This is a genomic window from Pseudoalteromonas sp. P1-25 (assembly GCF_001401805.1).
Taxonomy (GTDB): Bacteria; Pseudomonadota; Gammaproteobacteria; order Enterobacterales; family Alteromonadaceae; genus Pseudoalteromonas.
Genome location: NZ_LKDW01000009.1, coordinates 71,492 through 96,403, shown reverse-complemented (window position 1 = coordinate 96,403; position 24,912 = coordinate 71,492). Strand labels below are relative to the sequence as shown.

General features: G+C 42.4%; 21 protein-coding genes. 9 read left to right on the top strand and 12 right to left on the bottom strand.

Annotated elements, in window-relative coordinates:
* Nucleotides 1-161: 161 nt before the first annotated feature.
* Nucleotides 162-2,189, bottom strand: a complete 2,028-nt coding sequence (locus tag AN393_RS08045; protein WP_055014575.1) for a methyl-accepting chemotaxis protein — start codon at nucleotides 2,187-2,189, stop codon at nucleotides 162-164.
* Nucleotides 2,190-2,305: 116 nt separating this feature from the next.
* Between AN393_RS08045 and AN393_RS08040 the strand changes: the two genes are divergently transcribed.
* Nucleotides 2,306-3,076, top strand: coding sequence for an NADP-binding protein (locus tag AN393_RS08040; RefSeq protein WP_055014576.1), 771 nt, complete (start codon nucleotides 2,306-2,308; stop codon nucleotides 3,074-3,076).
* Here the strand turns inward: AN393_RS08040 and hutH are convergent.
* The 3 genes from hutH to hutC all read right to left on the bottom strand — a co-directional run bounded on the left by hutH (nucleotide 3,054) and on the right by hutC (nucleotide 7,058).
* A complete protein-coding gene (hutH, locus tag AN393_RS08035) occupies nucleotides 3,054-4,607 on the bottom strand; it encodes a histidine ammonia-lyase (protein ID WP_055017785.1) in 1,554 nt (517 codons plus the stop codon). The two genes, AN393_RS08040 and hutH, sit on opposite strands and share 23 nt — an antisense overlap.
* Nucleotides 4,608-4,609: 2 nt before the next feature.
* A complete protein-coding gene (gene hutU / locus AN393_RS08030) occupies nucleotides 4,610-6,283 on the bottom strand; it encodes a urocanate hydratase (protein ID WP_055014578.1) in 1,674 nt (557 codons plus the stop codon).
* A 67-nt stretch (nucleotides 6,284-6,350) separates the two neighbouring features.
* The gene (gene hutC, locus AN393_RS08025) at nucleotides 6,351-7,058 is read right to left on the bottom strand and encodes a histidine utilization repressor (protein WP_055014579.1); all 708 of its coding nucleotides are present in this window, start codon (nucleotides 7,056-7,058) and stop codon (nucleotides 6,351-6,353) included.
* A 112-nt stretch (nucleotides 7,059-7,170) separates the two neighbouring features.
* Between hutC and hutI the strand changes: the two genes are divergently transcribed.
* Together hutI and AN393_RS08015 are read left to right on the top strand one after the other, a co-directional pair.
* Entirely contained in the window at nucleotides 7,171-8,418 is a 1,248-nt protein-coding gene (gene hutI, locus AN393_RS08020) for an imidazolonepropionase (RefSeq protein ID WP_055017784.1), read from the top strand.
* Nucleotides 8,419-8,540: 122 nt separating this feature from the next.
* A complete protein-coding gene (locus tag AN393_RS08015; RefSeq protein ID WP_055014646.1) occupies nucleotides 8,541-10,205 on the top strand; it encodes a GGDEF domain-containing phosphodiesterase in 1,665 nt (554 codons plus the stop codon).
* An 89-nt stretch (nucleotides 10,206-10,294) separates the two neighbouring features.
* Here AN393_RS08015 and AN393_RS08010 read toward each other — a convergent pair whose 3' ends face one another.
* Together AN393_RS08010 and rraA are read right to left on the bottom strand one after the other, a co-directional pair.
* Nucleotides 10,295-11,350, bottom strand: a complete 1,056-nt coding sequence (locus AN393_RS08010; RefSeq protein WP_055017783.1) for a formimidoylglutamase — start codon at nucleotides 11,348-11,350, stop codon at nucleotides 10,295-10,297.
* A 75-nt stretch (nucleotides 11,351-11,425) separates the two neighbouring features.
* A complete protein-coding gene (gene rraA, locus AN393_RS08005) occupies nucleotides 11,426-11,923 on the bottom strand; it encodes a ribonuclease E activity regulator RraA (RefSeq protein WP_004589330.1) in 498 nt (165 codons plus the stop codon).
* Between the two features lie 202 nt (nucleotides 11,924-12,125).
* Here rraA and AN393_RS08000 point away from each other — a divergent pair, with 202 nt between their 5' ends.
* From AN393_RS08000 to AN393_RS07990, 3 genes are all read left to right on the top strand, one after another.
* The gene (locus AN393_RS08000; protein WP_055014582.1) at nucleotides 12,126-12,665 is read left to right on the top strand and encodes a phosphatase PAP2 family protein; all 540 of its coding nucleotides are present in this window, start codon (nucleotides 12,126-12,128) and stop codon (nucleotides 12,663-12,665) included.
* The gene (locus AN393_RS07995) at nucleotides 12,662-13,699 is read left to right on the top strand and encodes an MJ1255/VC2487 family glycosyltransferase (protein ID WP_055017782.1); all 1,038 of its coding nucleotides are present in this window, start codon (nucleotides 12,662-12,664) and stop codon (nucleotides 13,697-13,699) included. Before AN393_RS08000 ends, AN393_RS07995 begins: the two co-directional genes overlap by 4 nt.
* An 88-nt stretch (nucleotides 13,700-13,787) precedes the next feature.
* Nucleotides 13,788-15,668: a methyl-accepting chemotaxis protein gene (locus AN393_RS07990; RefSeq protein ID WP_055017781.1), complete on the top strand. Its 1,881-nt coding sequence runs from the start codon at nucleotides 13,788-13,790 to the stop codon at nucleotides 15,666-15,668.
* A 31-nt stretch (nucleotides 15,669-15,699) separates the two neighbouring features.
* Here AN393_RS07990 and AN393_RS07985 read toward each other — a convergent pair whose 3' ends face one another.
* From AN393_RS07985 to priA, 5 genes are all read right to left on the bottom strand, one after another.
* Nucleotides 15,700-16,074 carry a gamma-butyrobetaine hydroxylase-like domain-containing protein gene (locus AN393_RS07985; protein ID WP_055014585.1) on the bottom strand — a complete coding sequence of 125 codons (375 nt, stop codon included), beginning with the start codon at nucleotides 16,072-16,074 and terminating at the stop codon, nucleotides 15,700-15,702.
* Between the two features lie 62 nt (nucleotides 16,075-16,136).
* Nucleotides 16,137-17,465, bottom strand: coding sequence for an HslU--HslV peptidase ATPase subunit (gene hslU, locus AN393_RS07980; protein ID WP_055014586.1), 1,329 nt, complete (start codon nucleotides 17,463-17,465; stop codon nucleotides 16,137-16,139).
* An 11-nt stretch (nucleotides 17,466-17,476) separates the two neighbouring features.
* Entirely contained in the window at nucleotides 17,477-17,995 is a 519-nt protein-coding gene (hslV, locus tag AN393_RS07975; protein ID WP_004589336.1) for an ATP-dependent protease subunit HslV, read from the bottom strand.
* Between the two features lie 79 nt (nucleotides 17,996-18,074).
* Entirely contained in the window at nucleotides 18,075-18,602 is a 528-nt protein-coding gene (locus tag AN393_RS07970; RefSeq protein ID WP_055014587.1) for an SPOR domain-containing protein, read from the bottom strand.
* An 11-nt stretch (nucleotides 18,603-18,613) separates the two neighbouring features.
* Nucleotides 18,614-20,800: a primosomal protein N' gene (gene priA / locus AN393_RS07965; RefSeq protein WP_055017780.1), complete on the bottom strand. Its 2,187-nt coding sequence runs from the start codon at nucleotides 20,798-20,800 to the stop codon at nucleotides 18,614-18,616.
* 232 nt (nucleotides 20,801-21,032) lie between these two features.
* On the opposite strand from priA, the gene rpmE reads away from it, so the two are divergent.
* Nucleotides 21,033-21,248, top strand: a complete 216-nt coding sequence (gene rpmE / locus AN393_RS07960; protein WP_008115018.1) for a 50S ribosomal protein L31 — start codon at nucleotides 21,033-21,035, stop codon at nucleotides 21,246-21,248.
* 519 nt (nucleotides 21,249-21,767) lie between these two features.
* Entirely contained in the window at nucleotides 21,768-23,009 is a 1,242-nt protein-coding gene (locus tag AN393_RS07955) for a malic enzyme-like NAD(P)-binding protein (protein WP_029771819.1), read from the top strand.
* 61 nt (nucleotides 23,010-23,070) lie between these two features.
* Here AN393_RS07955 and metJ read toward each other — a convergent pair whose 3' ends face one another.
* Entirely contained in the window at nucleotides 23,071-23,391 is a 321-nt protein-coding gene (metJ, locus tag AN393_RS07950) for a met regulon transcriptional regulator MetJ (RefSeq protein ID WP_004589341.1), read from the bottom strand.
* A gap of 268 nt (nucleotides 23,392-23,659) precedes the next feature.
* Between metJ and metB the strand changes: the two genes are divergently transcribed.
* The gene (gene metB / locus AN393_RS07945; RefSeq protein WP_055017779.1) at nucleotides 23,660-24,907 is read left to right on the top strand and encodes a cystathionine gamma-synthase; all 1,248 of its coding nucleotides are present in this window, start codon (nucleotides 23,660-23,662) and stop codon (nucleotides 24,905-24,907) included.
* Nucleotides 24,908-24,912 lie beyond the last annotated feature (5 nt).

Sequence of the window (24,912 nt, the reverse complement as noted above, 5' to 3'; positions counted from 1 at the left end):
GTATTTAAAACAGAAAAATTTGATCTGATGCGCAAAAAACTAGTTTTATTACGCTAAAAAATAGCAGCAAGTTGTGAAGATATGGTGTTAAAAAATTTAAAAACAAGAGTATAGGGTGGGTAAGTTTTATACTGAGTAACCCACCCTATGACGTAGTGTATTTAAAGCTTAAATTGATTAACCGTTTTGTTTAAGGCAACGGCTAGGTCGCTTAAATCACGCGCTTCATCTGCTAAAATGTGGGCGTGATCAGCTGTGCTGTTTACTAAGCCATTAATTGCTGCAAGGCTGGTGTTAATGTCCTCTGCTACAACCGTTTGCTGCTCTGTTGAGGTGGCAATTTGGTGGCTTTGGTCTTGCACTTTAGTTACCGACTGAGCAATGTTTTGTAATGAACTTAGCACTTCTTTGGTTTGCGATACTGAGCCTTCTGTTTGCTCTTGCCCTTGCAGCATCATTACCGATGCTTGTTGGGCAATTTGCTGTAAGCGAGAAATCATATTACGTATATCGTCTGTTGATTCTTGCGTACGGCTCGCAAGTGAACGCACTTCATCGGCAACTACCGCAAAACCACGGCCATGCTCACCAGCACGCGCAGCTTCAATGGCGGCATTAAGAGCAAGTAAGTTGGTTTGATCGGCAATGGAGTTAATTACATCCACCAATGCACCAATGTTATTACTTTCTTGCTCAAGCCCTGCCACCACTTTAGACGCTTCACCTATGTGTAGCGCAAGTTCGGTCATCACACGTTGTGCTTGAGTTGAGCGGTCAGCCCCTTCGGCAGTAATGGCTTGTACTTCTTCGGCGGCGCTGTTGGTATGCTGTGCGTTACGCGATATTTCAAGTACAGTGCTGGCCATTTCGGTCACGGCGGCACTAACGCTGTCTACTTGTTGTTTTTCTTGCTGTATTTCGGTATTGGTCTGGGCTGATACATTTTTAAGCTGCGCTGCGGCATTGGTCAATTGCTCAGCTTGTGCGGCTGTTTCTAACATCATGCCGCGCAGCTTATCAATGAATGTATTCATGTGATTGGCAAGCTGGCCAACCTCATCTTGGCTGTTAATAGTAATCTTTTGGGTTAAATCGCCTTCGCCCGATGCAATATCACGCATAATATTAGTTAGCGTGGTAATAGGCTGCGAAATCATGTGGGTTGCCCATAATATCATCGCTAAAATGATCACTAAAATAATCACCACTGCGGTGGTTGTGCTGGTAACCGCTTCATTAACGGGGGCTTCAATCATGCTGGTTGGAATTAGTATACCTACATACCAGTCAAGATAAGGTTGTTCTAGTTGTAAGCGATGATACACCACATAATACGCTTCGCCTTTTAAAGTCACCAATTGGCTGCCTTCAAGGTTGTTACGCATTTGGGTATTAAGCTCTGTAAAGCCTGATGTATTGCTAAACTGGCTTTCAAGGCCATCTAGCCCTTCTTTACCTTTAGGGCCTTCATCGGTGTTAGACAGTTTATGGCCAGTGGCATTTGAAAAGTGCACCACCTTTTGATTGCCATCGAGTAAAAAGCCATAGCCTTGGCCGTTAAAGCGGATACCTTCTACCATGTCGTTGATTTTATTAAGCTGTAAATCAACGCCGCCCATACCAATAAGTTTACGCTGTGCGTTGTATACCGGCTGCTGTACAACTGCCGAGGCAACACCTGTGGTTAAATCGACTGATATAGGGCCCACGTAAAGTTTATTTATTTGCAGGGCTTCTTGCCACCAACCACGCTTATAGGCGTAGTAAGGTTGGCCATTGTAATGGCTGGTACGCTCGTTTTCTTTAAAGTATTCGCCGGTGGTTGCTGAGGCAAAAAACGCCGACAGTATATTTTCGTCATTTGAGCTAATACGGACAAAGTCTTGATTAACTTCGTTGTATCCCGGAGCGTTTTTGATTGGCTGATTTCGAGTATCCCAATTTTCAAAAAAATTAACTAAGTGGGGATTATTAACGAACGTAGATACCAGCTTGCCATACTTTGCAAAATAGCTTTGCATTGAAAGTTGTTCGCTTTGTAGGTAGCTTTGAGCTTCGCGCTCAATGTTTACTCTGGAAAGGTTAGCGATGTGATTTACAAAAAATGTTGAAGCAATAATTAGCAAAATGGTGATGGTACCACCAATCAATAATAATATTTTCTTCCGTAATGATAAATTATTTAGCATGAGTGCACGTATTATTGTTATTTAGTAGGTGATATCTAATCATATCTTACTTTAAATCTCTATGAAGTTAGATAAAAAGCACTAATTATGCGTTTAAAATGAAGGGTTATGCAAAAATGGAAACAAAAGCTAATAAATTAGTAGTATTAGGCGCAGGCTGGTTGGGTCATGCTTTATGCTTACAAGCTAAGCAAGCCGGTTGGCAAGTACAAGGTACACATAGAAGTGATGAGCATACAGAGGATTTTCAGCGTCAATTTGTCCTCAATGAAGGGCTGCTAACACACCAAATAGATTTACACGATGCTTACTGGGTGTGTGCAATCCCCCCACGGAGCAGACACAGTGAAAGTAACTACCCAGAAACACTTAGTGCTGCACTTACTCTTTCTAAACAATTAACTGCCAAAGGCTTTATTTTATGCTCATCTACCGGTGTGTACGACCAAGAGCCTGGTGTTTACACTGAAAGCAGTGAAATAAGCTGCACCAATGAGCGACAAATAAAACTGTTCGATAGCGAAGAAAAAGTACTAGAACAAGACGGTAAGGTGCTGCGTTTAGCGGGCTTATTAGGACCTAACCGTGAGCCTGGACGCTTTGTGGCTGGTAAAGAATTAAACTCATCTAGCGAGCAAGTGGTTAATATGGTGCATCAACAAGATGTGATAAACGCTATTTTTGCGGTAATAGAAAACTATAATTCGGGGCAAAACATTTATAACGTGGTGAATCCATCGCACCCCACTAAAGCGAATTATTATGCACAAAAGTGTGCAGAGCATGGCGGTGAAATGCCAACCTTTACCAGTAATGAAAGTGCTGAGCGCAAGGTGCTTGGCTCAGCAATTGAGGCGTTAGGTTTTAGCTATCAGCATGGAATTTAGCATGCGATGGTAGCGGGTTGAGATTAATAAAGTCGCACAACGCCCCCTGAGATAAAAGCGTATTGGTCGCGTCTATATCGGGGGCAAAGTAGCGGTCTTTATCATAGTAACTTACATGCTCGCGCAGCAGTGCTTTTGCTTTTTCTACTTGCGGTGAGGGTTTTAGCGGGGCTCTAAACTCAAGCCCTTGAGCAGCTCCAAGCCATTCAATTGCTAATACCCCGCGGGTGTTATTGGCCATTTCATTTAAGCGCCTTGCTGCAAAGGTTGCCATAGAGACATGATCTTCTTGATTAGCAGATGTTGGCAGGCTGTCTACCGAGGCGGGGTGCGCAAGCGATTTGTTCTCGGAAGCAAGTGCCGCCGCAGTTACTTGGGCAATCATAAAGCCTGAGTTAACTCCGCCATTTTCAACTAAAAAAGGCGGCAGTGTAGAGAGGTTTGAATCAATAAGTAGCGCGATTCTTCGCTCTGCCAGCGCGCCTATTTCGGCAATCGCTATGGCTAAGTTATCAGCTGCCATAGCAACGGGCTCTGCATGAAAATTACCACCGGAGATAATATCGCCCACATCGGCAAATACCAGCGGGTTATCGGTAACGCCATTTGATTCACACAGTAGCACTTCTGAAGCTTGGCGAATTTGTGTTAAGCACGCGCCCAATACCTGAGGTTGGCAACGCAGGCAGTAAGGGTCTTGCACTTTTTCACAGTTTACGTGAGATTGGCTAATTTGTGATTGAGTACCAAGTAGCTCTCTAAATACACTGGCTGTATCGATTTGGCCGCGTTGCCCCCGTATTTCGTGAATGCGTGCATCAAAGGGGGCACGGCTGCCCTTAGCAGCTTCTATGCTAATAGAGCCTATAACACAACTTTGTGTGTATAAATCTTCTGCTTTGAAAAGCCCTTGTAACGCAAGTGCGGTAGAAGCTTGTGTACCATTTAACAGCGCCAGCCCTTCTTTTGCACCTAAAGTTAGGGGGGAAAGGTTTGCAATTTTTAGCCCTTGAGCAGCACTTATAATTTCACCTTTGTGACGCATTTTACCTTCACCTAGCAGCGGTAGACACATATGAGCAAGCGGCGCTAAATCGCCCGAAGCACCCACAGATCCTTTTTCTGGTACGCACGGGTAAACTTCACTGCATAGTAGCTTAATAAAAAACTCAATCACCTCAAGGCGTATTCCTGAGTAGCCCCGAGATAGAGAGTTTATTTTTAAGGTCATCATTAACCTTACTGTGCTGTCGTCCATGAGCTCACCTATACCGGCAGCGTGCGAAAGGACAATACTACGTTGAAGTAGCTCAAGCTCGTCATCCGCTATTTTTGTATTGGCTAATAAGCCAAAGCCGGTGTTGATACCGTACACCGTTTGACATTTGCTTATTACGTTTTGAACGGTTTGTGCGCTGGCGGCTATTTGTGTACTGGCGCCATCGACAAGGTTAAGCGTGACAGCTGAGCCATTAATTTTTCTTAGGGTGTTTAAGTCTAACTGCCCTGGTGTGAGAGTGTGTGAAATCATGGCTATTCCTTGTTTAGCATAGGGAGATCGAGATGGTGCTCTTGCGCACAATTTTTTGCAATGTCGTAACCTGCATCGGCATGACGCATAACACCGCTGGCAGGGTCGTTCCAAAGCACGCGGGCGATACGCTCTTTTGCTTCATTAGTACCATCAGCAACAATTACAACGCCGGCATGTTGACTAAAGCCCATACCAACACCGCCACCATGATGCAGTGAAACCCATGTAGCGCCGCCTGCAGTGTTTAATAAAGCATTGAGTATTGGCCAATCAGACACGGCGTCTGAGCCATCTAGCATACTTTCTGTTTCACGATTCGGGCTTGCTACTGAGCCTGAATCGAGGTGATCGCGACCAATAACAACCGGTGCTTTAAGCTCGCCATTTTTAACCATGTCGTTAAAAGCCAGTGCAAGGCGAGCTCGATTTTTTAAACCTACCCAGCATATACGTGCTGGTAAACCCTGAAATTGAATGCGCTCACGCGCCATATCAAGCCAGTTATGTAAGTGGGTATCTTCTGGGATAAGCTCTTTCACTTTTGCATCGGTTTTATAAATGTCTTCGGGGTCGCCCGAAAGTGCAACCCACCTAAATGGGCCAATTCCTTCACAAAATAACGGGCGGATATAAGCGGGCACAAACCCCGGAAAATCAAACGCGTTAGTAACGCCTTCTTCAAATGCCATTTGGCGAATGTTATTACCATAGTCGGTAGTGGCAGCACCTGCTTTTTGCAGTGCTAGCATAGCGTTAACTTGCATTGCCATAGATTGCTTAGCGGCTTTAACAACCGCGTGTGGGTTTTGTTTGCGCATTTTTGCCGCATCTTGCATGTTCCAACCTTGAGGTAGGTAGCCGTTGAGTGGGTCGTGCGCTGAGGTTTGGTCGGTCACGATATCAGGGATAATGTTGCTGTTTGCTAGGGTAGTAAAAATATCGGCGGCATTACCTAATAGGCCTACCGATAGGGCCTTACCTTTAATACACGCATCGGTAATAAGTTTAAGTGCGTGCTCAAGCGTCGTGGCTTTTACATCAACGTAGCCAGTTTTAATTCGAAAATCGATACGGGTTTCGTCGCATTCCACAACTAATGCGCTAAAACCGGCCATCGTCGCGGCGAGTGGTTGGGCACCTCCCATACCGCCAAGACCTGCGGTTAAAACCCATTTACCCTGCGCATTACCGTCAAAGTGTTGTTTTGCCATTGCTACAAAGGTTTCGTAAGTGCCTTGCACTATGCCTTGTGAGCCAATGTAAATCCAAGAGCCCGCGGTCATTTGCCCATACATCATTAAGCCTTTTTTATCGAGCTCATTAAAGTGCTCCCAATTTGCCCAATGTGGCACCAGGTTAGAATTAGCAATGAGAACGCGCGGCGCGTTTTCGTGGGTTTTAAATACGCCCACGGGCTTGCCCGATTGCACAAGCAGTGTTTCGTCGTTTTCGAGCCTATCAAGGGTTTCAATTATTTTATCAAAGCTTGGCCAGTCTCTTGCTGCTCGGCCAATACCGCCATAGACTACTAACGCATGGGGGTGCTCTGCCACTTCAGGGTCTAAATTGTTCATTAACATGCGTTTAGCGGCTTCGGTTTGCCAACTTTTAGCGCTAATTTTGTCGCCATGGGGCGCGCGGATTTCACGGTGTGTGTCGAGCCTGTTGTTCATGAATTTCTCCTGTTGTATATACAAGATGGTCAGCTATAAAAAAACGCCCTTAAGCGTTATCTTGTTATTATTTTTTAAATGTTAAGTGTCCACCCAGGCGGTATTTACTGCCCGGTGATACTAAGCGAGCAAAGCTCACTATGCCTTTTGTTGACCAAGTACGACGAATGACCTGTAAGCAGGGCTCTTCGTTATACAGGTTAAGCCATTGGCACATTTGCGAGTTAGGCATAACCGCTTCCACTGTGTGGCGTGCTTGTGTGAGTGGCGCTACGCTCGATAAGTACTCATGCGGTGTAAGGGTGCTAAAGTCTTGTTGTAAATAACCCGCGGCTAAAGCTGGGTTCACAAACCGCTCTTCAACTTGCAGTGGTTTGTCGTTCTCGTTGTGTACCAGTACACTGCGATACACCACGCTATCTACTTCAACGCCAAGCGCAATGGCGATGGGGGCAACGGCATTGATAGATTCAAGCACGTGCACGCTACAGCTGTAATGCCCGTTACGCTCTTTTACTTCATCGGCAATGTTTTTAATTTCGAGTAGAGATGATTGCGATTTAAAACTTGCTACAAACGTACCTAATCCTTGGCTGCGCGTTAAAATACCGGCATCTGTTAATTCGCTCAGTGCACGTCGTGCGGTCATACGGCTTACAGAAAATTGACTGCTAAGCTCGTTTTCTGAGGGGACGCGTTGGTTTTCTTGCCATGCGCCATTTTTTATTTTATCGACAATAAATTGTTTTATTTGTGCAAATTTAGGAGTGGTCATTACTTATTATTAGCTGTATTTAAAATAAACTATTTAATAAAGATGGCATAATTGTCTTGTATATACAAGGTGTATTGTTAGACTGTATTTCAAGCACGTTAGGGAGCTAAGTATGCAAAATAAAACAACGGGTTACGCTTTAGAAGATCTCGACTTATTATTGACAGATGCCAACATAGCAACCATGGATAGCACAGTTGCTACGCCTTATGGGGCGATAGGAAATGCGGCACTGGCGATTAAAAATGGCGAAATTGTATGGTTAGGTGAGCAATCAAACTTACCCAGTTTTGATGCCTTTGCTACCCCTACATTAAGTATTAAAGGGCAATGGTTAACACCTGGGCTTATTGATTGCCATACACATTTAATATTTGCAGGCTCCCGTTCAGAGGAGTTTGAGCAGCGCTTACAAGGTACAAGCTATGAACAAATAGCTGCACAAGGTGGCGGTATTGCCAGTACCGTTAGAGCCACTCGCGCGGCAAGCCATGAGCAATTATTTGTTGATGCAAAAGATCGCTTAAACACTTTATTTGCTGAGGGCGTGACGACTGCTGAGATAAAGTCGGGATACGGACTTGATGTTGAAAACGAAATAAAAATTTTAGAAGTGGCGCGTTTGCTTAATGAGCATCACCCTATTGATATTAAAACCACGTTTTTAGGTGCGCATGCGTTACCCCCTGAGTACAAAGGCCGTGCAGATGAATACATTGATTTAGTATGTACACAGATGCTTGAGCAAATAGTGGCTAATAACCTTGCAGATGCTGTGGATGTGTTTTGTGAAAATGTAGGCTTTAGTCATGCACAAACAAAGCAGGTGTTTGATGCAGCTAAAAAACATAACTTGCCGGTAAAGTGCCATGCTGAGCAGCTTTCTAATCAGCAGGGCGCGCAGCTGGTGGCTGAGTATAAAGGCCTTTCAGCTGATCATATTGAATACCTTGATGAAAATGGTGTAAAAGCTATGGCTGAGGCTGGTACTGTGGCTGTTTTATTACCTGGGGCTTTTTATTTTTTACGTGAAACGCAGCTTCCGCCCATCGATTTGCTGCAAAAGTATAAAGTGCCTATCGCCATTGCCAGTGACTTTAACCCAGGGACCTCGCCTTTATGCTCTGTGCAATTGATGATGAATATGGCTTGTACTTTATTTAAGCTTACCCCCGAGCAAGCTCTTGCGGGTGTAACGCGCAATGCAGCGCAAGCGTTAGGGTTGAAAGATAGAGGTGTACTAAAGGTGGGTGCAAGGGCTGATATTGCACATTGGCAAATAAGTCACCCTTCACAATTAAGTTACCAATTTGGCGTAAATAAACTGTTAAATCTATGGATTTTGGGTAGAATTAATTAGTTTGTATTATTTTTGTTCATATTAAACATGCTTTTATTAAATTTTATAGCTAATGGAGTGGCGTAAGCTTGAGTATTTTGACTGATAGTAACTTTCCTATATTTTTTAGCGGCGCGCTGTTAATGGCGATGGTGGCTACGTTAGTTGCGGTTAAGAATACCAGTATTAAATTTAGTTATTTATGTACAGCAGTTGTTGGTTTAGCCATTTTAAGCAGTGGCGCTGCTTGGTTGGCAATATTGCTCGCCTTTGGTTTTTGCTTTCACTTATGGCTGACATTTGAACGTAATAGTTGGAGCATGATTATCACAAGTGCTGTTTCTGGCTTGCTATTTGTGGTGTTGTTTTCGGCGCATTTACTCATGAATGTGCCTCTATTTTGGGTGGTGGTGGCAATTATCCTGCAGGCGGTTGTAGGGCTAATGAACGATGAAGAAGAGCCCAAAGTTGAAGATTTGCATAATATCAACGAGCCTGAACCGTACCAAGATGACTCTCCCCTTGCTGCATTTGCTGATAAACAACAGTTACGTCAAGGTTATTACAGCTGGTGTAAAGAAAAACAGCTAGAAGCTGCACTGGTAATTGTGCGTTTAGAAGGGTTTGAGCAAGTTAATCAACATATTGGTAGAGACTTTGGTGATTTGTTGTTGGCACAATCAGCTAATAGAATAAAAGGCTTACTAAATAACGACGATGTGATTGATTTAGGGGGCTATGAGAAGCTGGCGCATTTAGGCGGTCTTAACTTTGCGTTTATTTGTAGCCTAGCTGCGCATAAACATACTCATGAACACATTATTGAGCAAATTATTGGCGCAACACTCAAGCCGTTCAATGTTGCTAATTGTACAGTAGAGGTAAAAGCAAGAGCGAGTTACGTTAATTGCGATGAGCAAGATGCTAACTTTGATAACTTAGTATCGTGTGCTTACTTAGCTCTTGATAGACAGCCTAAAAAAGCAGTGGTTGTGTACCATCAACAAATGATGGTTGAACAGCTCGAGCAGCAAGCCCGCTTAAAAGAGCTGGCTAATATTGATTTTGTAAGCGAACTTGAGCTTTATTTTCAGCCTATTATTCGTAACGATGACGGCCAAATTGAATTTTTAGAACTCCTACTGCGTTGGCAGCATCCCCAGCAAGGTATTTTATCTGCCCACCGATTTATTGATGATATTCGTATTGCGGGCTTAGCTTACCCACTAGCTAAATTTGTTATAGAGCGCGCTGCAGAGCTTGCCATGGCACTTCGCATTGAGGGTATTGCTATACCACTGAGCATTAACTTATTTGGCCCTGAAATGCTTAACGAAGAGTTTATTGAGTTTGTTGATGGCGTGGTGAGTGAACACAACTTACAGCATGGGGATTTAATTGTTGAATGCCCTCTGCATATATTCACAGATTTAGATAATAAGGGACGCGCCATGATTGCGCGATTAAACAATTTAGGTTTAAAAATATGTGTTGATGGGTTAGGCGATAACCCAATTGTGCTTTCTAAGCTGCCAAATTTAGCGGTTGAGTACATTAAAGTGGCACCATCGCTAACCGCCGATTTTAGCAATCAGAATAATATTCGCAGCCTAGTTGGCGGTATGGTTGAAATGCATAACCAACAAAATACCAAGGTTATTTTTGAGGGCGTTGAAACCTTAGATCAATTAAAGTTTGTAAAAAGCTTAAAAGCCCATGCGGCACAAGGTTATTATTTTGGCCACCCGTTGAGTAGTATTGGTTTAATGAGTTGGCTGAAGCAGTGGCAGGCTCATCAAGCACAATGAGTTATCATTTTTAAAAGTGGCGCTTTATCATCTCGATAGGCCCGTTTAATCACCGCGCTTTATGAGATTGCTCAGAGTACTCAATGTTACTATTTCGTGCTAACTAATTTTGCCTGTAAGTATGTATTTACTAACGCACTAATAATTTGCCCACAGCTTTGCATACCGGCTTTTAACCCTGCAGGGTGATTTATCGGTGCAGCTTCACATAAATGTAGGTAACGGGCAGTGCTGTGTTTTGCTGTTAAATATACATAGTGCTCAGCATCACTGACACTAAAACCGCAGCATGTGTAAGCGCTGGCTGGTAAAAATGAAATACTGTCTAGGTCGAGTTCAATACCCAGTGGCGCATTATTAAACCCTGCTAAGGCGTGCTGTACGGCATCAGTTAGTGATATTTCTCGACGTATATTAATGGCCTGATAGCTGTGATAACGACATTGATTTTGCGCGATCAAATCAAAAATGGCTTGGTTATTTTTTTGCTCATGCAGGCCAATAATATGATATTGCTGCAATGCATTTTTTTTCAAAGCATAGCTAAACCCATTGCCACTATGACGGCCTTCGCAAGGGCGTAAGTCTGCATGGGGGTCAAAATTTATAGCGTTAACAGCAGCCCCAATATGCTTGCTTAAAGCACTGAGTATACCAAAGCTATTATTGTGTCCGCCGCCAATAACAATAGGCTCAAGGCCAGCATTAAATATAAGCATTAATACCGCCTCTACTCGCTCATCTATTGTTGCGCATAACTTGCGTAGTTGAGCCAGCTCTTCAGTGTGCTGGTTATTTAAGCCTTGGGCTTGCGCCATTACATCATCAACGTCAATTTCGCCTAACAGCAGTACCTGCTGTGCTGCGCTAAACTGGTTAACAGGTTGGTTTAAAAAGTATTGTAAAAAAGCGGGCCATGCCTGATGCGAGCCACCCCGGCCTAAATTAGCGCGAGGGCCTATATCTTCACATACACCAATTAATACGTAGCGAATACCAAATTGCGCTGCATCATTAAGTGCTTGTTGTACATTTACGTGGGTGTCTAATAGAGCAACAGACTGCCAGGTTTTTGTTTCGTTAGTGCGTGTGGAGCAATAGGGTTTAACGGCGTTTTCATCATACACTTTTAAGGTAGGGTGCACTGTGTTGAATCCGTATTGAGCAGTAAATAAATAGGGGTGGAGTAAGCTGTGCTTTTTCAAGCACAGCGTGTTACTTTATTCTTCGATAACTTCTAGTTCAAGTTCTTCGGCTGATAATACAATGCCAGTACTATCTGCATAGATAAAGTCATCATCAAAAAACGACACACCGGCAAAGTTAACGCCAATGCCATCTTCACCAGCGCCTTCGCTGTCGGCGGCAACAGGGATTGATGCAATTGCTTGAATACCTAAATCTATTTCTTCTAGCTCGTCTACATGACGTACAGCACCAAATACAATAATGCCGTTCCAGTTATTATCAAGCGCAAGCTCTGCAAGTTCAATGTCGATAAGAGCGCGTCGTGTTGATCCGCCTCCGTCGATAAGTAGTACTTGATCAGTACCATCTTGTGAGAGTATTTCACGGATCAGTTCATTATTTTCAAAACATTTAACGGTTTTAATTCGGCCGCCAAACGTGTGTCGACCACCAAAGTTGATGAACATCGGTTCAAGCACATCAACCACATCGGCAAAAAAATCACATAAGTCAGAAGTGCTGTAATCCATTATTTTATCCTCAAAGGGTACATAAGTTACCCTCAGTATACCCTCCTTATATGCAATAACAACGACTTAATCGCAGTAAATTTATTCAAAAAATAACGAAATTAGAAATGGCAACAATAGTGTCTTAAAAGCGTCACTCAATTGTTATTTTCTGCCACTAAGCTTTCATTATGGTTAGATATTGTGCAGCTGAAGGTGAATTATGAATGACAACAATGTGTTTAAAAAAATGGCTCGAATAGATGAACAACTGTTTTTAACTTTGTTTAATTATAACTCGCCCAAATGGTTAAAAACGGCTGCGCTTGGTTTATCTAAAAGTGGTAATGGTGGTTTATATTTACTTATGTGTTGCGCAGTTTGGTGGCTAAGTACCAATGAGCAGCATCAGTTATTGCCAATATCGGTGTTACTGGGGTTTGCAATTGAAAGACCGATATATTTTTTAGCAAAGCGTAGCTTTGCACGTATCCGCCCCTGCGATTGCCTTGTGAGCAATGCGTATATTGTCCCGAGTGATAAATTCAGCTTACCTTCTGGGCACAGTGCGGCTGCTTTTTTAGTTGCGGTAATATTGGGCCACTTTTTTGCAGAGTATGCATGGCTATGGTTTAGTTGGGCCTCAGGTGTGGCGGTTTCTCGCGTGGTATTAGGCGTACATTTTCCAGCAGATATAATAATAGGCGCCGTTATTGGCAGTTCATGTGGTTTATTTGCGCTAGCTTTGGTGGTGCCAGTATGAAGATACTATACGGCATACAAGGGACAGGTAATGGCCACATTACGCGTGCCCGTGTTATGGCAAGTTGTTTTAAAGAGTTAGGTATAAATGTTGATTACGTTTTTTCAGGACGCCCTGAAAAAGAATACTTTGATATGCAGGACTTTGCTGATTACAAAACGTTTCGGGGGTTATCGTTCAGCACTAAAAACGGCCAAGTAAAAAGCTATCAAACATTAAAAAATGCCCGTGTCTGCGAGTTGGTTAACGATATAAAATCATTTGATGTAAAAAAATACGACTTTGTCTTAAATGACTTTGAGCCTATTTCAGCCTGGGCTGCAAAGTGCTCAGGCGTACCTGTAGTTGGTATTAGTCACCAGGCGGCTTTTTTATCTAATAGTGTGCCTATGTTTGGTCGAGGTTTATTTAGAAAATCTCTTATTAAGCACTATGCGCCAGCAAACACCTATTTAGGCGTACATTGGCAGCCTTTTGCAGATAATATTATACCGCCCTTTATTGCAAACCATAACCATGGCAACCCAGTCGCGGTTATGAATAAAGTGCTTGTATACTTACCCTTTGAAAACCTCGACAACATTATTGATTATTTGAAGGACTTCCCTGAAAAAGAGTTTTATTGTTACCACCCACACGCGCAAGATAAATCCCTTGGACACATTCATTTACGCGCTCCTTCACGGGCGGGGTTTTTAAACGATTTAGCAAACACAAGCGGTGTTATTGGTAATGCAGGCTTTGAGCTGGCAAGTGAGGCTTTAAAGCTTGGGAAAAAGTTATTACTTAAACCACTCGATGGCCAGTTTGAACAAGATGCAAATGCGCAAACATTACGGGCGATGAAAATGGCTCATGTAATGAACTACTTAAACCCCCAAGCCTTAGATGACTGGAATAGTGCTCCGCAAAACAAGCAGATCAACTTTCCCAGTGATCCAGCTCCTCTGGTGCACTGGTTGCTTAAAAAACAATGGCATAACACTCACTCATTGCATAAAAATTTATGGGGTAGTGTCAATCTAATGGCATGACTTACATACAATAAAATTAACAAAAAGTTTAAAAAAAAGCGCCATAACGTACTACACTAATAGTGCATATTTAATATAGGTGTTTTCAATGAATTTTTTACAAAACTTAACTATTAAAAGACGTTTACAACTTAATGCAGTGGTAGTCGGTCTGGCAATGGTCATTTTGTTGTGTGTGATAATTTATGAGTCACGTGTAACACTTAATCTGAACAAAACAATTCAGCTTGCAGAAGAGCTCAACGTACATGCACTAGAGCTTAGAAAGTATGAAAAAAACTTTCTTTTTTACAAGCAGCAGGAAGCACTTACATCATTTGATAAGGATTTTAAACAGCTAAGCACTAAAATCAAAGAGCTGCAGGAGGTAATGCAAAAGCAGGGTATTACCACAGCGCAAGTTGAGCATTTTCATACGCTTATTACTAACTACAACAACAATTTTTCAGAGGTTGTTAGGTTACAGCAGCAGATAGGTTTAAACCCTAAAGATGGGTTATATGGCAAGCTTAGAAATGCAGTACATGAAGTTGAAGAACTATTAAAAGAGCAAGATAACTTTGAGCTTTTATCAGTAATGCTTCAGCTTCGACGTGCTGAGAAAGATTTTATGCTGCGCTTTGATGCAAAATACTTAACTCGCTTTAATAACCTTATCAGTACGTTTAAGCAAAAAATTACGCAAGCTAATTTGCAAAGTAGTTATAAGTCGCAAATAAACCCGTTAATAGATACTTATCAGGTCGCTTTTCAAAACCTAGTTAAAGCACAAACTGAGTTAGGACTAGATTTAGACTCAGGTGCACTAGGCGTTATGCGTATTAACGTAGAAAAAAGTGACAAAGTTGTAAGTGAAATCGTTGAGTCAACTAAGTCACAAGTTGAAACAAGTGTTGAACAAGCAGAACTTATAGCCATTATAGTTTTTGTTCTTTCAGGGGTTATCGTGTTGGCGTTGGTGTACTTAACTAGTCATTCAATCATTGTACCTATTGAACGAGTGTATCACACCATAAACGACATACGCCGCAATAACGATTTAAGCGTAATGATAGAGCAAACAGGTAATGACGAAGTTACCATCATGACCTCAGACTTTAATAGCTTAATAGGCGATTTTAAAAACCTCATAAACGAAGTTAATACTGCGCTTAATACGTTAAATGTAGCAACAGAGCACTTATCTGAAAGCACCTCTGCAACAAGTTCAGGCATGCAAGAGCAATTACACGAAGCGGATATGGTGGCCACTGCGGCTACGCAAATGCAGGCAACGATTCAAGATATTTCGCATAACACCGAAGCTGCTGCTAAAAAAGCAGAGTCAACCAATCTAAGCGCGCAGCAAGGGCGCAATGAAGTAGATTCTACGGTTATGCACATACGCGATTTATCTTCGTCGTTAGGCAATGCATCAAGTGTGGTATCGCAACTTGAAAAAGACGGTGAAACCATAGGCTCAGTACTCGATGTAATCAGAGGCATTGCAGAGCAAACCAATTTACTGGCATTGAATGCCGCGATAGAAGCCGCTCGTGCTGGTGAGCAAGGGCGAGGATTTGCTGTAGTGGCAGATGAAGTGCGCTCGCTTGCGCAACGCACACAAGAGTCTACCAGTGAAATTGAAGGCATTATTAATACGCTTCAGCAGCGCACGCAAGAGGTCGTCAGCATTATGCATCAATGTCGTTCTCAAGGCGATGAGAGTGCTTCACAAGCTATTAAAGCGGGTGATTTACTCGGCGCTATTACCGAGGATGTGCAAACCATAATGGAAATGAGCACGCAAATTGCTGTTGCCATTGATGAGCAAAGTCAGGTGGCATCAGAGGTAAACAAAAATGTAGTACGCATTAGAGACATTGCCCAAGATGCCTCTGAGCATGCAGTGAATAATGCGCAAACCAGTGAAGAAGTCTCTGAACAAGCGCGCGTATTATTTGCGGCTATTGATAAGTTTAAAGTGTAATACAGCGTAGCGTTTAAAAAGCCAATAAGGTTTAGGGAACAAACTTTATTGGTACGCTATCTTTGTTTTGTTCGTGCTCGGTAAGGCGCGCTTGGTATTTATCCCACAAGGTTTTTTGCTGCGCTTGTAGTGCTTCAAAGTAACTCCAGCTAAATAGCCCGCTGTTGTGGCCATCATCAAAGTCTAACCTAATTGCGTAATGCCCCACCGGTACAATCTCTTTTATACCAACATGTTGTTTATTAAGTACCAACTTCATTGGCTCTGCACCATGTCCTTGCACTTCGGCAGAGGGGGAGTGAACGCGTAAAAACTCGCAGCTAAATACAGCCATACTGTCATCATCAAAGTAAACATCTAGGTTTTTACTCACGCTATGATAATGCACTTTTGTTACGTGTTTCATTTTATATGTCCCATTAAAAAGCCCCCAATATGGAGGCTTTTAGTATAGTATTTTTGCCTACCTTATAAAATAAAGCGGCTTAAGTCTTCGTCTTCTACAAGTGCACCTAAGTGTTTTTCTACGTAGGCGGCATCTATAGTAAGGGTAGAGCCTGCCTGCTCAGATGCATCGTATGAAATTTCTTCCATTAGCTTTTCCATTACCGTATGTAAGCGACGCGCACCAATATTTTCGGTTTTCTCGTTAACTTGCCATGCCGCTTTGGCAATACGATCTATTGCATCATCACTAAACTCAACGTTAACTTGCTCAGTTTTAAGTAGCTCACGTTGCTGCTCAGTAAGTGAAGCATGTGGCTCGGTAAGAATACGTTTAAAGTCATTAGCACTGAGCGCTTCAAGTTCTACACGAATAGGTAAACGGCCTTGTAACTCAGGGATCATGTCTGATGGCTTAGCCATTTGGAACGCGCCCGATGCAATAAATAACATGTGATCGGTTTTAACCATACCGTGCTTAGTATTTACAGTTGAGCCTTCAATTAGTGGTAGTAAGTCGCGTTGCACACCTTCACGGCTTACATCTGGACCTGACGAATCGCCACGCTTACAGATTTTGTCTATTTCATCAATAAACACAATACCGTTTTGCTCTACAGCAAAGATAGCCTGCTCTTTTAACTCTTCAGGATTAACGAGCTTAGCGGCTTCTTCTTCAGTTAATAGTTTGAAGGCTTCTTTAATTTTTAACTTACGCTTAGTACGTTTGTCGCCACCCATGTTTTGGAACATGCTTTGCAGCTGGTTGGTCATATCTTCCATACCAGGTGGTGCCATAATCTCTACATTTGGCTGCGCTTGCGCTAAATCTATTTCTATTTCTTTATCATCAAGCTGACCTTCGCGTAATTTTTTACGGAATGTTTGGCGAGTCGATGAGTTGTCATCACGCTGCGTTTCACCGTATTGATCTTTAGCGGGTGGTAAAAGTGCATCTAAAATACGCTCTTCTGCTGCTTCTTCTGCGCGGTGTTTAAACTTTTTAGTTTGTTGCTCGCGGGTCATTTTAATTGATACATCAACTAAATCGCGAATGATAGTTTCTACTTCTTTACCAACATAACCTACTTCAGTAAATTTAGTCGCCTCTACTTTAATAAAAGGCGCATTTGCTAGTTTAGCTAAACGGCGGGCAATTTCAGTTTTACCAACACCGGTTGGACCAATCATTAAAATGTTTTTAGGGGTTACTTCGCTACGTAGGTCATCGTTTAATTGCATTCTGCGCCAGCGATTACGCAAGGCAATAGCCACGGCTTTTTTAGCTTTAGCTTGACCAATAATATGCTGATCTAACTCGTGTACAATTTCTCTTGGGGTCATAGCAGACATAATGGGTCCTATTATAGTTCTTCGATTGTTTGGAAGTTGTTGGTAAATACACAGATATTGCCAGCAATGGTCAGGCTTTTTTCTACGATATCGCGAGCGCTTAAATCGGTATTTTCTAATAGGGCAGTGGCTGCTGATTGAGCAAAGTTACCACCGCTACCAATAGCAATTAAATCGTTCTCTGGCTGCACTACGTCACCGTTACCTGTGATAATTAGTGAAGCAGTTTCATCTGCAACTGCCAACAACGCCTCAAGCTTGCGCAGAGCTCGGTCGCTACGCCAATCTTTGGCCATTTCTACAGCGGCTTTAGTGAGGTTACCTTGGTGCATTTCTAGTTTGCTTTCAAAGCGTTCGAAAAGGGTAAAAGCATCAGCAGTACCGCCGGCAAAACCAGCAATTACTTTGCCATTATAAAGGCGTCGAACTTTGCGGGCATTGCCCTTCATTACGGTATTACCAAGCGATACTTGGCCGTCGCCACCAATTACTACTTTATTGTCGCGGCGTACACTTACGATAGTGGTCATGTTATTCCTCATCATCAAGCTGCGAGGGCAGCTTGTAAAAAACGATTATGAAGAGGTTATATGGGTGAATGCACTAATTTCAAGTCCAGCCCCAAATTCCGCAGCTAACAACGTGTACTCGCTTGAGTTTGTTTTTGTCGCTCTCGGCTTGGCGCTTTGTTTTGTATGGGCCTAAACGCACTTTATACCAAACCCCGTTAGTACCGGTGGTTTTTTTAATTTCAGAAATTAAGCCCGCGAAAGCAATTTTAGCTTTAAGGGTTTCAGCTTGCTCATGTGTTCTAAACGACCCACACTGCATAACATAGGGGCCTTTTTGCTCAATTTCTCTCACTTCTACTTGGATCTCATGCTCTTTAATTTCTTCAATGAACTTAGGGGCGCGAGGTTTAGCTATTTCTACTTTTTCAGCTGTTTTAGGGTGTGCCTGCTGCTCAACAAGCTCAGGATCAGCATTATTTTTAATAAACCATAAGCCGTAGGCAAACCCACCTACAAGCAAAACAGTAATAACAACTAAAAGTATAGGAAATGGTTTTTTAGCAGGGGTCTGCTTGGTGTTTTTTCTACCCGATGGTTTTTTATTAATATAATCGTGCTGTGCCATTTGGCTTTAACCTAAATCATGTCTATAGGGTCAACATCAAGGCTCCAGCGCACTTTTTGTGCGAGTTTGCTGGTGCTTAAATAGTCAACCATTTGCGCAAGATACTGATGCAATACTTTGCGGTCTTGCGCTTGAATGTGTAATTGAAATCGATACATACCCGCCACTCTTTCAAGTGGAGCAGGGATTGGACCGAGCAATTGTATACCAGATACACCGTTAACAGGAACCAAATCCGTCAAAAAATCGACAACTTGCTTAATACTGTGCCCTTGTGCCCTGACTATAGCCATATTAGTGATGGGTGGTAAATCAGCGTCATCTCGCTCACTTAAAGCAAAACGGGCAAAGTCTTGATAGCCGTTATTAACTAAATCTTGTAAAAGAGGGTGTTCTGGAAAGTGCGTTTGCAGTAATACTTGCCCAGGCTCCCCCGAGCGACCCGCGCGCCCAGCAACTTGAGTCACTAGCTGGGCTAAATGCTCAGTAGCTCTAAAGTCACACGAGTACAAACCACTATCTACATCTAATATAAGCACTAAGCTAACATCGGCAAAATGATGACCTTTAGCTAACATTTGTGTGCCCACTAAAATACGCGCTCCACCTTGGTTTATTTCCTCTAAGGCTTTTTCTAAGCTTCCTTTACGGCGGGTTGAGTCGCGGTCGATGCGACTTACGGGCGTATCGGGAAATTCACTCGATAAAAACTCTTCAATTTGCTCTGTGCCTTTTCCGTTAGGAAAAATTTGCGTGCTACCGCAATCAGGGCATTGATGAGGTACAGGGTGCTGCTCACCACAGTGATGGCAAATCATTTGACCAATGGCTTTATGAAAGGTGGCACTAGTGCTGCAACGATTGCACTCACTGAGCCACCCACATTCGTGACAAATAAGCGTAGGAGAAAAACCGCGACGATTTAAAAACACCATAACTTGCTTACCGCGGTTTAAATGTTGGCGCATAGTGGCAAGGCTTGCATGAGCAATACCCGCTTGATCGGGCTGACCTTTCATATCAAGCAACATAAACTGATTATCGGTTGCTGTTTGCGCGCGCTCTGTAAGGCTTAAAAGTTGGTATTTATTGTTTATAGCTTTGTGCAGTGTTTCCAGTGCTGGGGTGGCACTGCCTAAAATAAGCGGTATTTTATGCTGAAATGCCCGATAAGCTGCTAAGTCGCGTGCGTGGTAACGTAAGGTATCTTGCTGTTTGAATGATGAATCGTGTTCTTCATCAACCACTATCATTCCTAACTTTAAAAAAGGGAGAAAAATACTTGAACGGGTACCTATTACAATTGCGCAGCTGCCTTTTTCGCAAAAACGCCATGTTTGCAAGCGCTCGTTATCGGTGAGGGCTGAGTGCCATAGCATTATTGGGGTATCAGGGAAGCGACGACGAAATCGGTTGACGGTTTGTGGCGTCAACCCTATTTCAGGTACTAGTACTAGGGCTTGTTCGCCACGTTTGAGGACTTCTTCTAAGCATTGTAAATATACTTCGGTTTTACCGCTGCCGGTCACACCTTCTAATAAAAAGCTATTAAAACCAACGCTTTGATTTATTGTTGTGCACGCTACGGCTTGCTCTTTATTCAGTACTGGCTTAGTACCGACTGTGGGCGCAACGCTTTGCCATTGGTTGTCGTGCTCAATGCTTTGGGTTATAAATTCCTTATCTATTAAGGCATCTATTGTTTTTTTACTAAAGCCGAGCGCTTTTAGTTCGGTTAATGATGACTTACCTGATTGTGCGAGCTGCTTTAACAAGTTTAATTGGGTTTTCGCTTTTAATGACGGTATTTTTGCGCCTTTTTCGGTAAGACTAACCATACTTATGCTGGTTTTATCAGGGTGCTCACCTTGGCGAAGCGCACTAGGCAGCGCAATGTGTATAGTTTCACCGAGTGGGTAGCAATAATAGCGGGCGGTAAAGCTAAGCAGTTCTAAATGCTGCGATGATAAAATGGGGGTTTGGTCAATAACTTCACTAACCGCTTTAATTTTGTTCTCGGGTACATCGGTATGCGTTTTAAGTGCAAGAACAACAGCTACTTTCTTTTGATTCCCAAAAGGCACCAAAACACGCATCCCTGGCATAATTGTCGCTGAGGGCGAGATAAGTTGTTCATCTATTTTATAATCAAAGGTGCGTGGTAACGGAACTTTTATAGCAACTTCAACAAAGCGCATAACAACTCATGTGATAAAGGGTAATAGCTTAATGTACTAAAAATAAGGCTAAAAACCTATACTCAAATAGTCGCTCTAAGGCTAGTTGGTTACTTTTTTGACAAAAAGCGTAATTAAAGCTTGTGCGGGGCAGGCTAGTTGGATAAAATCCGCGGCCTATAAATTTGTTTTAACGACGTATGGTGCCAGACTTCGGGTTTGGAGAGCGATGCGGCCTTAACTAGAGGTTCCTATGAAAGAAGGTATTCACCCTAAGTACGAAGTAATTTCTGCAACATGTTCATGCGGAAACAAATTCGAAACTCGTTCTACTCTTTGTAAAGACATTCACCTAGACGTATGTTCAGCGTGTCACCCGTTTTACACTGGTAAGCAAAAGATTTTAGACACTGGCGGCCGTGTTGATCGCTTCAACAAGCGCTTCGGTGCACTTAGCAGCAAAAAATAATTATTGCTGTTTAGTAAAAAAAGCATCTTCGGATGCTTTTTTTGTGTCTAAAATTCACCTTTTTGGGTATAAAACTACCAATTATTACCATATTCCCACTGCATAACTATTTCCTGTTCTTATTCTGAATATGCATAAAGCTTTGCTGACAAACAGACAATTCTTCTCTATATTTTTTATACGTTAATTTTTAACCAAGTTGCTAAAAGCGCTAATCGTGGCGATATTTGTTTTTAACAGTGATTAACGCGCCATAATGGTGCAGTTTGATAAACTAATATCATGCAAAATACTAAAAATATTGTTTAGGTAAAATGAACCTCAAAAAGCACTTTTTAAATGAATTTTTATTTTTTAATGTTGATAACTTTTAGCGAAGTTGCTGATAAATCACTTAAAATTAACGGATATAGCATATAACAGGATAGACCTGATATTGCTTGGAATTTAAAATTAATAAGAGTATCTTAGCCCCATACTCCCTCTCACTTAACTTAAATTGCAGGATACCATCGCGTTATGTCAGATTTTCGTGAACAAGCATTACATTACCACTCTCACCCCGTTCCAGGCAAAATCAGCATTGAGCTAACAAAACCAGCTGAAACGGTGCAAGATTTAGCATTAGCCTATAGCCCAGGTGTAGCAGAGCCTGTGCGAGAAATTGCAGCAGATCCAGCCAATGCGTATAAATACACCGGTAAAGGTAATATGGTTGCAGTTATCAGTAATGGTACGGCAATTTTAGGTTTAGGTAATTTAGGGCCACTAGCCTCTAAGCCTGTTATGGAAGGTAAGGCGCTCTTATTTAAGCGTTTTGCCGGCCTTGATTCTATTGATATTGAAGTTAAGCATCGCACCACCGAAGATTTTATAAATACAGTGGCCAACATTGCCGACACGTTTGGTGGTATTAACTTAGAAGATATTAAAGCGCCAGAGTGTTTTGAAATTGAAAAAGCGCTTATTGAACGCTGCAGTATTCCGGTTTTTCATGATGACCAACATGGTACCGCTATTGTAACTGCAGCAGGAATGCTTAACGCATTAGAAGTGCAAGGCAAATCAATAGAAGATGCCATTATTGTATGCTTAGGTGCCGGTGCTGCAGCAGTTGCGTGTATGGAGCTGTTAATTAAGTGTGGAGCACTGCGCGAACATATTTATATGCTAGACCGAAAAGGGGTTATTCATACCCGCCGCGATGACTTAAATGAATACAAGCAGCTTTTTGCTAACAATACAGATAAGCGCACGCTGCAAGATGTAATTGCTGATGCAGATGTGTTTGTAGGTGTATCGGGCCCTAATTTGCTAGCACCTGAAGACCTAAAGTTAATGGCCGATAAGCCAGTGGTATTTGCATGTTCAAACCCAGATCCTGAAATTGCACCTGAGCTTGCGCACAGTGCACGTAAAGACTTAATTATGGCCACAGGGCGTTCTGATTTCCCTAACCAGGTTAATAATGTTTTATGTTTCCCGTTTATTTTCCGTGGTGCTTTAGATGTGCGTGCAAGCGCAATTAACGATGAAATGAAAATAGCTGCTGTTGAAGCTATTCGTAGTATTGCTAAAGAGCCAGTGCCTGAGCAAGTATTAAAAGCAGCGGGTGTAGAAAAGCTCGAATTTGGTGCAGATTACATTATTCCTAAGCCGATGGACCCGCGTTTATTACCACGTATAGCCAAGGCGGTTGCGATTGCGGCTGTTGAATCGGGCGTGGCACAAATCGACTTACCTGAAAATTACATGGCATAATATATAGCGCTTAAACAAAAAAACCTCAGCATGCTGAGGTTTTTTTGTTTAAAAAGACGTTTTATTCTTCGTCTAAAATAGGCACTTCTAAACCCATTTCTTGCATTATTTTTTTAACTTCTTCAGGTACTTTTTCTGCGTTGTCTTTACGTAGGTCATCATCATTAGGTAATGGTTGGCCTGTAAAAGCATGCAAAAACGCTTCGCATAGTAACTCGCTATTTGTTGCATGACGCAGGTTGTTTATTTGACGACGTGTACGCTCATCAGTTAATACTTTTAATACATTTAGCGGGATCGAAACGGTGATCTTTTTAACTTGCTCTGATTTTTTCCCGTGTTCTGCGTATGGGTGAATATACTCACCATTCCATTTAGCCATAAGATGTATCGTTGCCTCAGATTATTAATTTCTCACACGGCGTAAAAAGCGTGTAAATATGCGTGAAATTCTATCGTTTTAAAAAAGATAGTCAAATAATAGATAGCAATCTATCTTAATAAGCTGGTTGTAACGGCAAATAAAGATTTATGAGGGCTTTACACGTATATTATTTTTAGCCATCTAGAGCTTTAAAATCTTTGACTTATTATAATGGATAACTTACTCTTTTAGACGTCTAAACATCCAAATTAATCAGGTGACGAATATGAGCGAAAAAAACAAAGCAACCATTGCTGTACGAAATGGGGTTGATGCCGATAAACATCATGGCGCCGTTGTACCGCCAATTTATTTATCGACGACGTATTCGTTTGCCGATTTTGATACTAAGCGCGCATATGACTATGGGCGCAGTGGCAATCCTAATCGCGATATTTTAGCAGAAACGCTAGCAGAGCTTGAAGGTGGCGCGCGGGGCATTATTACTGCTACGGGCATGGCTGCTGTGCATTTAGCCACACAGTTATTAAATAACGATGATACCTTGGTTATCCCTCACGATTGTTATGGCGGCAGCTACCGTTTATTTACGTCGTTAGAAAAGCGCGGCTTGCTTAAACTTAAAGTACTTGATTTAACTAAACCAGAAAGCCTAGAACAAATTTTAACCATTAAACCTAAATTAATTTGGATAGAAACACCCAGTAACCCTGTGCTGCGCCTAACGGATATTAAAGCCGTGACGGATATAGCAAAACAGTGCGGTGCATTAGTGGCTGCCGATAACACCTTTTTATCACCGGCATTACAAAACCCAATTAAGTTTGGCGTAGATATTGTGGTGCACTCAACCACTAAATATATCAACGGCCATTCTGATGTTGTAGGCGGTGCAGTTGTTGCTGCAACACAAGAGCTTGGTGATGAGCTTGCTTGGTGGGCCAATAACATTGGCATTACCGGCGCTCCATTTGATAGCTATTTAACGTTACGTGGTTTACGTACTTTAAATGTGCGCTTAAGGCAGCACCAAGAAAATGCTCTGACGATTGCTAAATACCTTGAAAGCTCTGAGTATGTTAGCCAAGTTTACTACCCTGGCCTTGAATCGCACCCTCAACATACGCTTGCTAAAGCCCAACAACTTGGCTTTGGTGGCATGGTTAGCTTTGATATTAAGGGGGATGTGGATGATGCTGCGGCGTTTTTAACAAGCCTTAAAGAGTTTAGCTTAGCTGAATCGCTAGGTGGGGTTGAGAGTTTAATTTGTCACCCTGCGACCATGACTCACGCAGGTATGGAGCCAAAAGCGCGTCTAGAAGCGGGAGTGGGCGATACGTTAATTCGTATTTCGGTCGGTATTGAAGATGTAGAAGATCTATTAGCTGATTTTGAGCGTGTTTTTAACTTAGTTAAACCTGGACAAAATAAAAATGTAGGGCGCGTTGGTAAAGCCGCAGGCAATGCCAATGGTGATGTAAAGCAGCAGGCTGCCCATCCAGCTTTGTGGTGATTGAG

Bases quoted from the DNA above. Each gene is read 5' to 3' on its own strand.
- AN393_RS07970 (WP_055014587.1), bottom strand. From the start codon at position 18,602: ATGGCACAGCACGATTATATTAATAAAAAACCATCGGGTAGAAAAAAC.
- AN393_RS07990 (WP_055017781.1), top strand. From the start codon at position 13,788: ATGAATTTTTTACAAAACTTAACTATTAAAAGACGTTTACAACTTAAT.
- AN393_RS07955 (WP_029771819.1), top strand. From the start codon at position 21,768: ATGTCAGATTTTCGTGAACAAGCATTACATTACCACTCTCACCCCGTT.
- rpmE (WP_008115018.1), top strand. From the start codon at position 21,033: ATGAAAGAAGGTATTCACCCTAAGTACGAAGTAATTTCTGCAACATGT.
- hslV (WP_004589336.1), bottom strand. From the start codon at position 17,995: ATGACCACTATCGTAAGTGTACGCCGCGACAATAAAGTAGTAATTGGT.
- AN393_RS08015 (WP_055014646.1), top strand. From the start codon at position 8,541: ATGGCGATGGTGGCTACGTTAGTTGCGGTTAAGAATACCAGTATTAAA.
- metB (WP_055017779.1), top strand. From the start codon at position 23,660: ATGAGCGAAAAAAACAAAGCAACCATTGCTGTACGAAATGGGGTTGAT.
- hslU (WP_055014586.1), bottom strand. From the start codon at position 17,465: ATGTCTGCTATGACCCCAAGAGAAATTGTACACGAGTTAGATCAGCAT.
- hutU (WP_055014578.1), bottom strand. From the start codon at position 6,283: ATGAACAACAGGCTCGACACACACCGTGAAATCCGCGCGCCCCATGGC.
- priA (WP_055017780.1), bottom strand. From the start codon at position 20,800: ATGCGCTTTGTTGAAGTTGCTATAAAAGTTCCGTTACCACGCACCTTT.
- AN393_RS07995 (WP_055017782.1), top strand. From the start codon at position 12,662: ATGAAGATACTATACGGCATACAAGGGACAGGTAATGGCCACATTACG.
- AN393_RS08000 (WP_055014582.1), top strand. From the start codon at position 12,126: ATGAATGACAACAATGTGTTTAAAAAAATGGCTCGAATAGATGAACAA.
- hutI (WP_055017784.1), top strand. From the start codon at position 7,171: ATGCAAAATAAAACAACGGGTTACGCTTTAGAAGATCTCGACTTATTA.
- rraA (WP_004589330.1), bottom strand. From the start codon at position 11,923: ATGGATTACAGCACTTCTGACTTATGTGATTTTTTTGCCGATGTGGTT.
- AN393_RS08045 (WP_055014575.1), bottom strand. From the start codon at position 2,189: ATGCTAAATAATTTATCATTACGGAAGAAAATATTATTATTGATTGGT.
- AN393_RS07985 (WP_055014585.1), bottom strand. From the start codon at position 16,074: ATGAAACACGTAACAAAAGTGCATTATCATAGCGTGAGTAAAAACCTA.
- hutC (WP_055014579.1), bottom strand. From the start codon at position 7,058: ATGACCACTCCTAAATTTGCACAAATAAAACAATTTATTGTCGATAAA.
- metJ (WP_004589341.1), bottom strand. From the start codon at position 23,391: ATGGCTAAATGGAATGGTGAGTATATTCACCCATACGCAGAACACGGG.
- AN393_RS08040 (WP_055014576.1), top strand. From the start codon at position 2,306: ATGGAAACAAAAGCTAATAAATTAGTAGTATTAGGCGCAGGCTGGTTG.
- hutH (WP_055017785.1), bottom strand. From the start codon at position 4,607: ATGATTTCACACACTCTCACACCAGGGCAGTTAGACTTAAACACCCTA.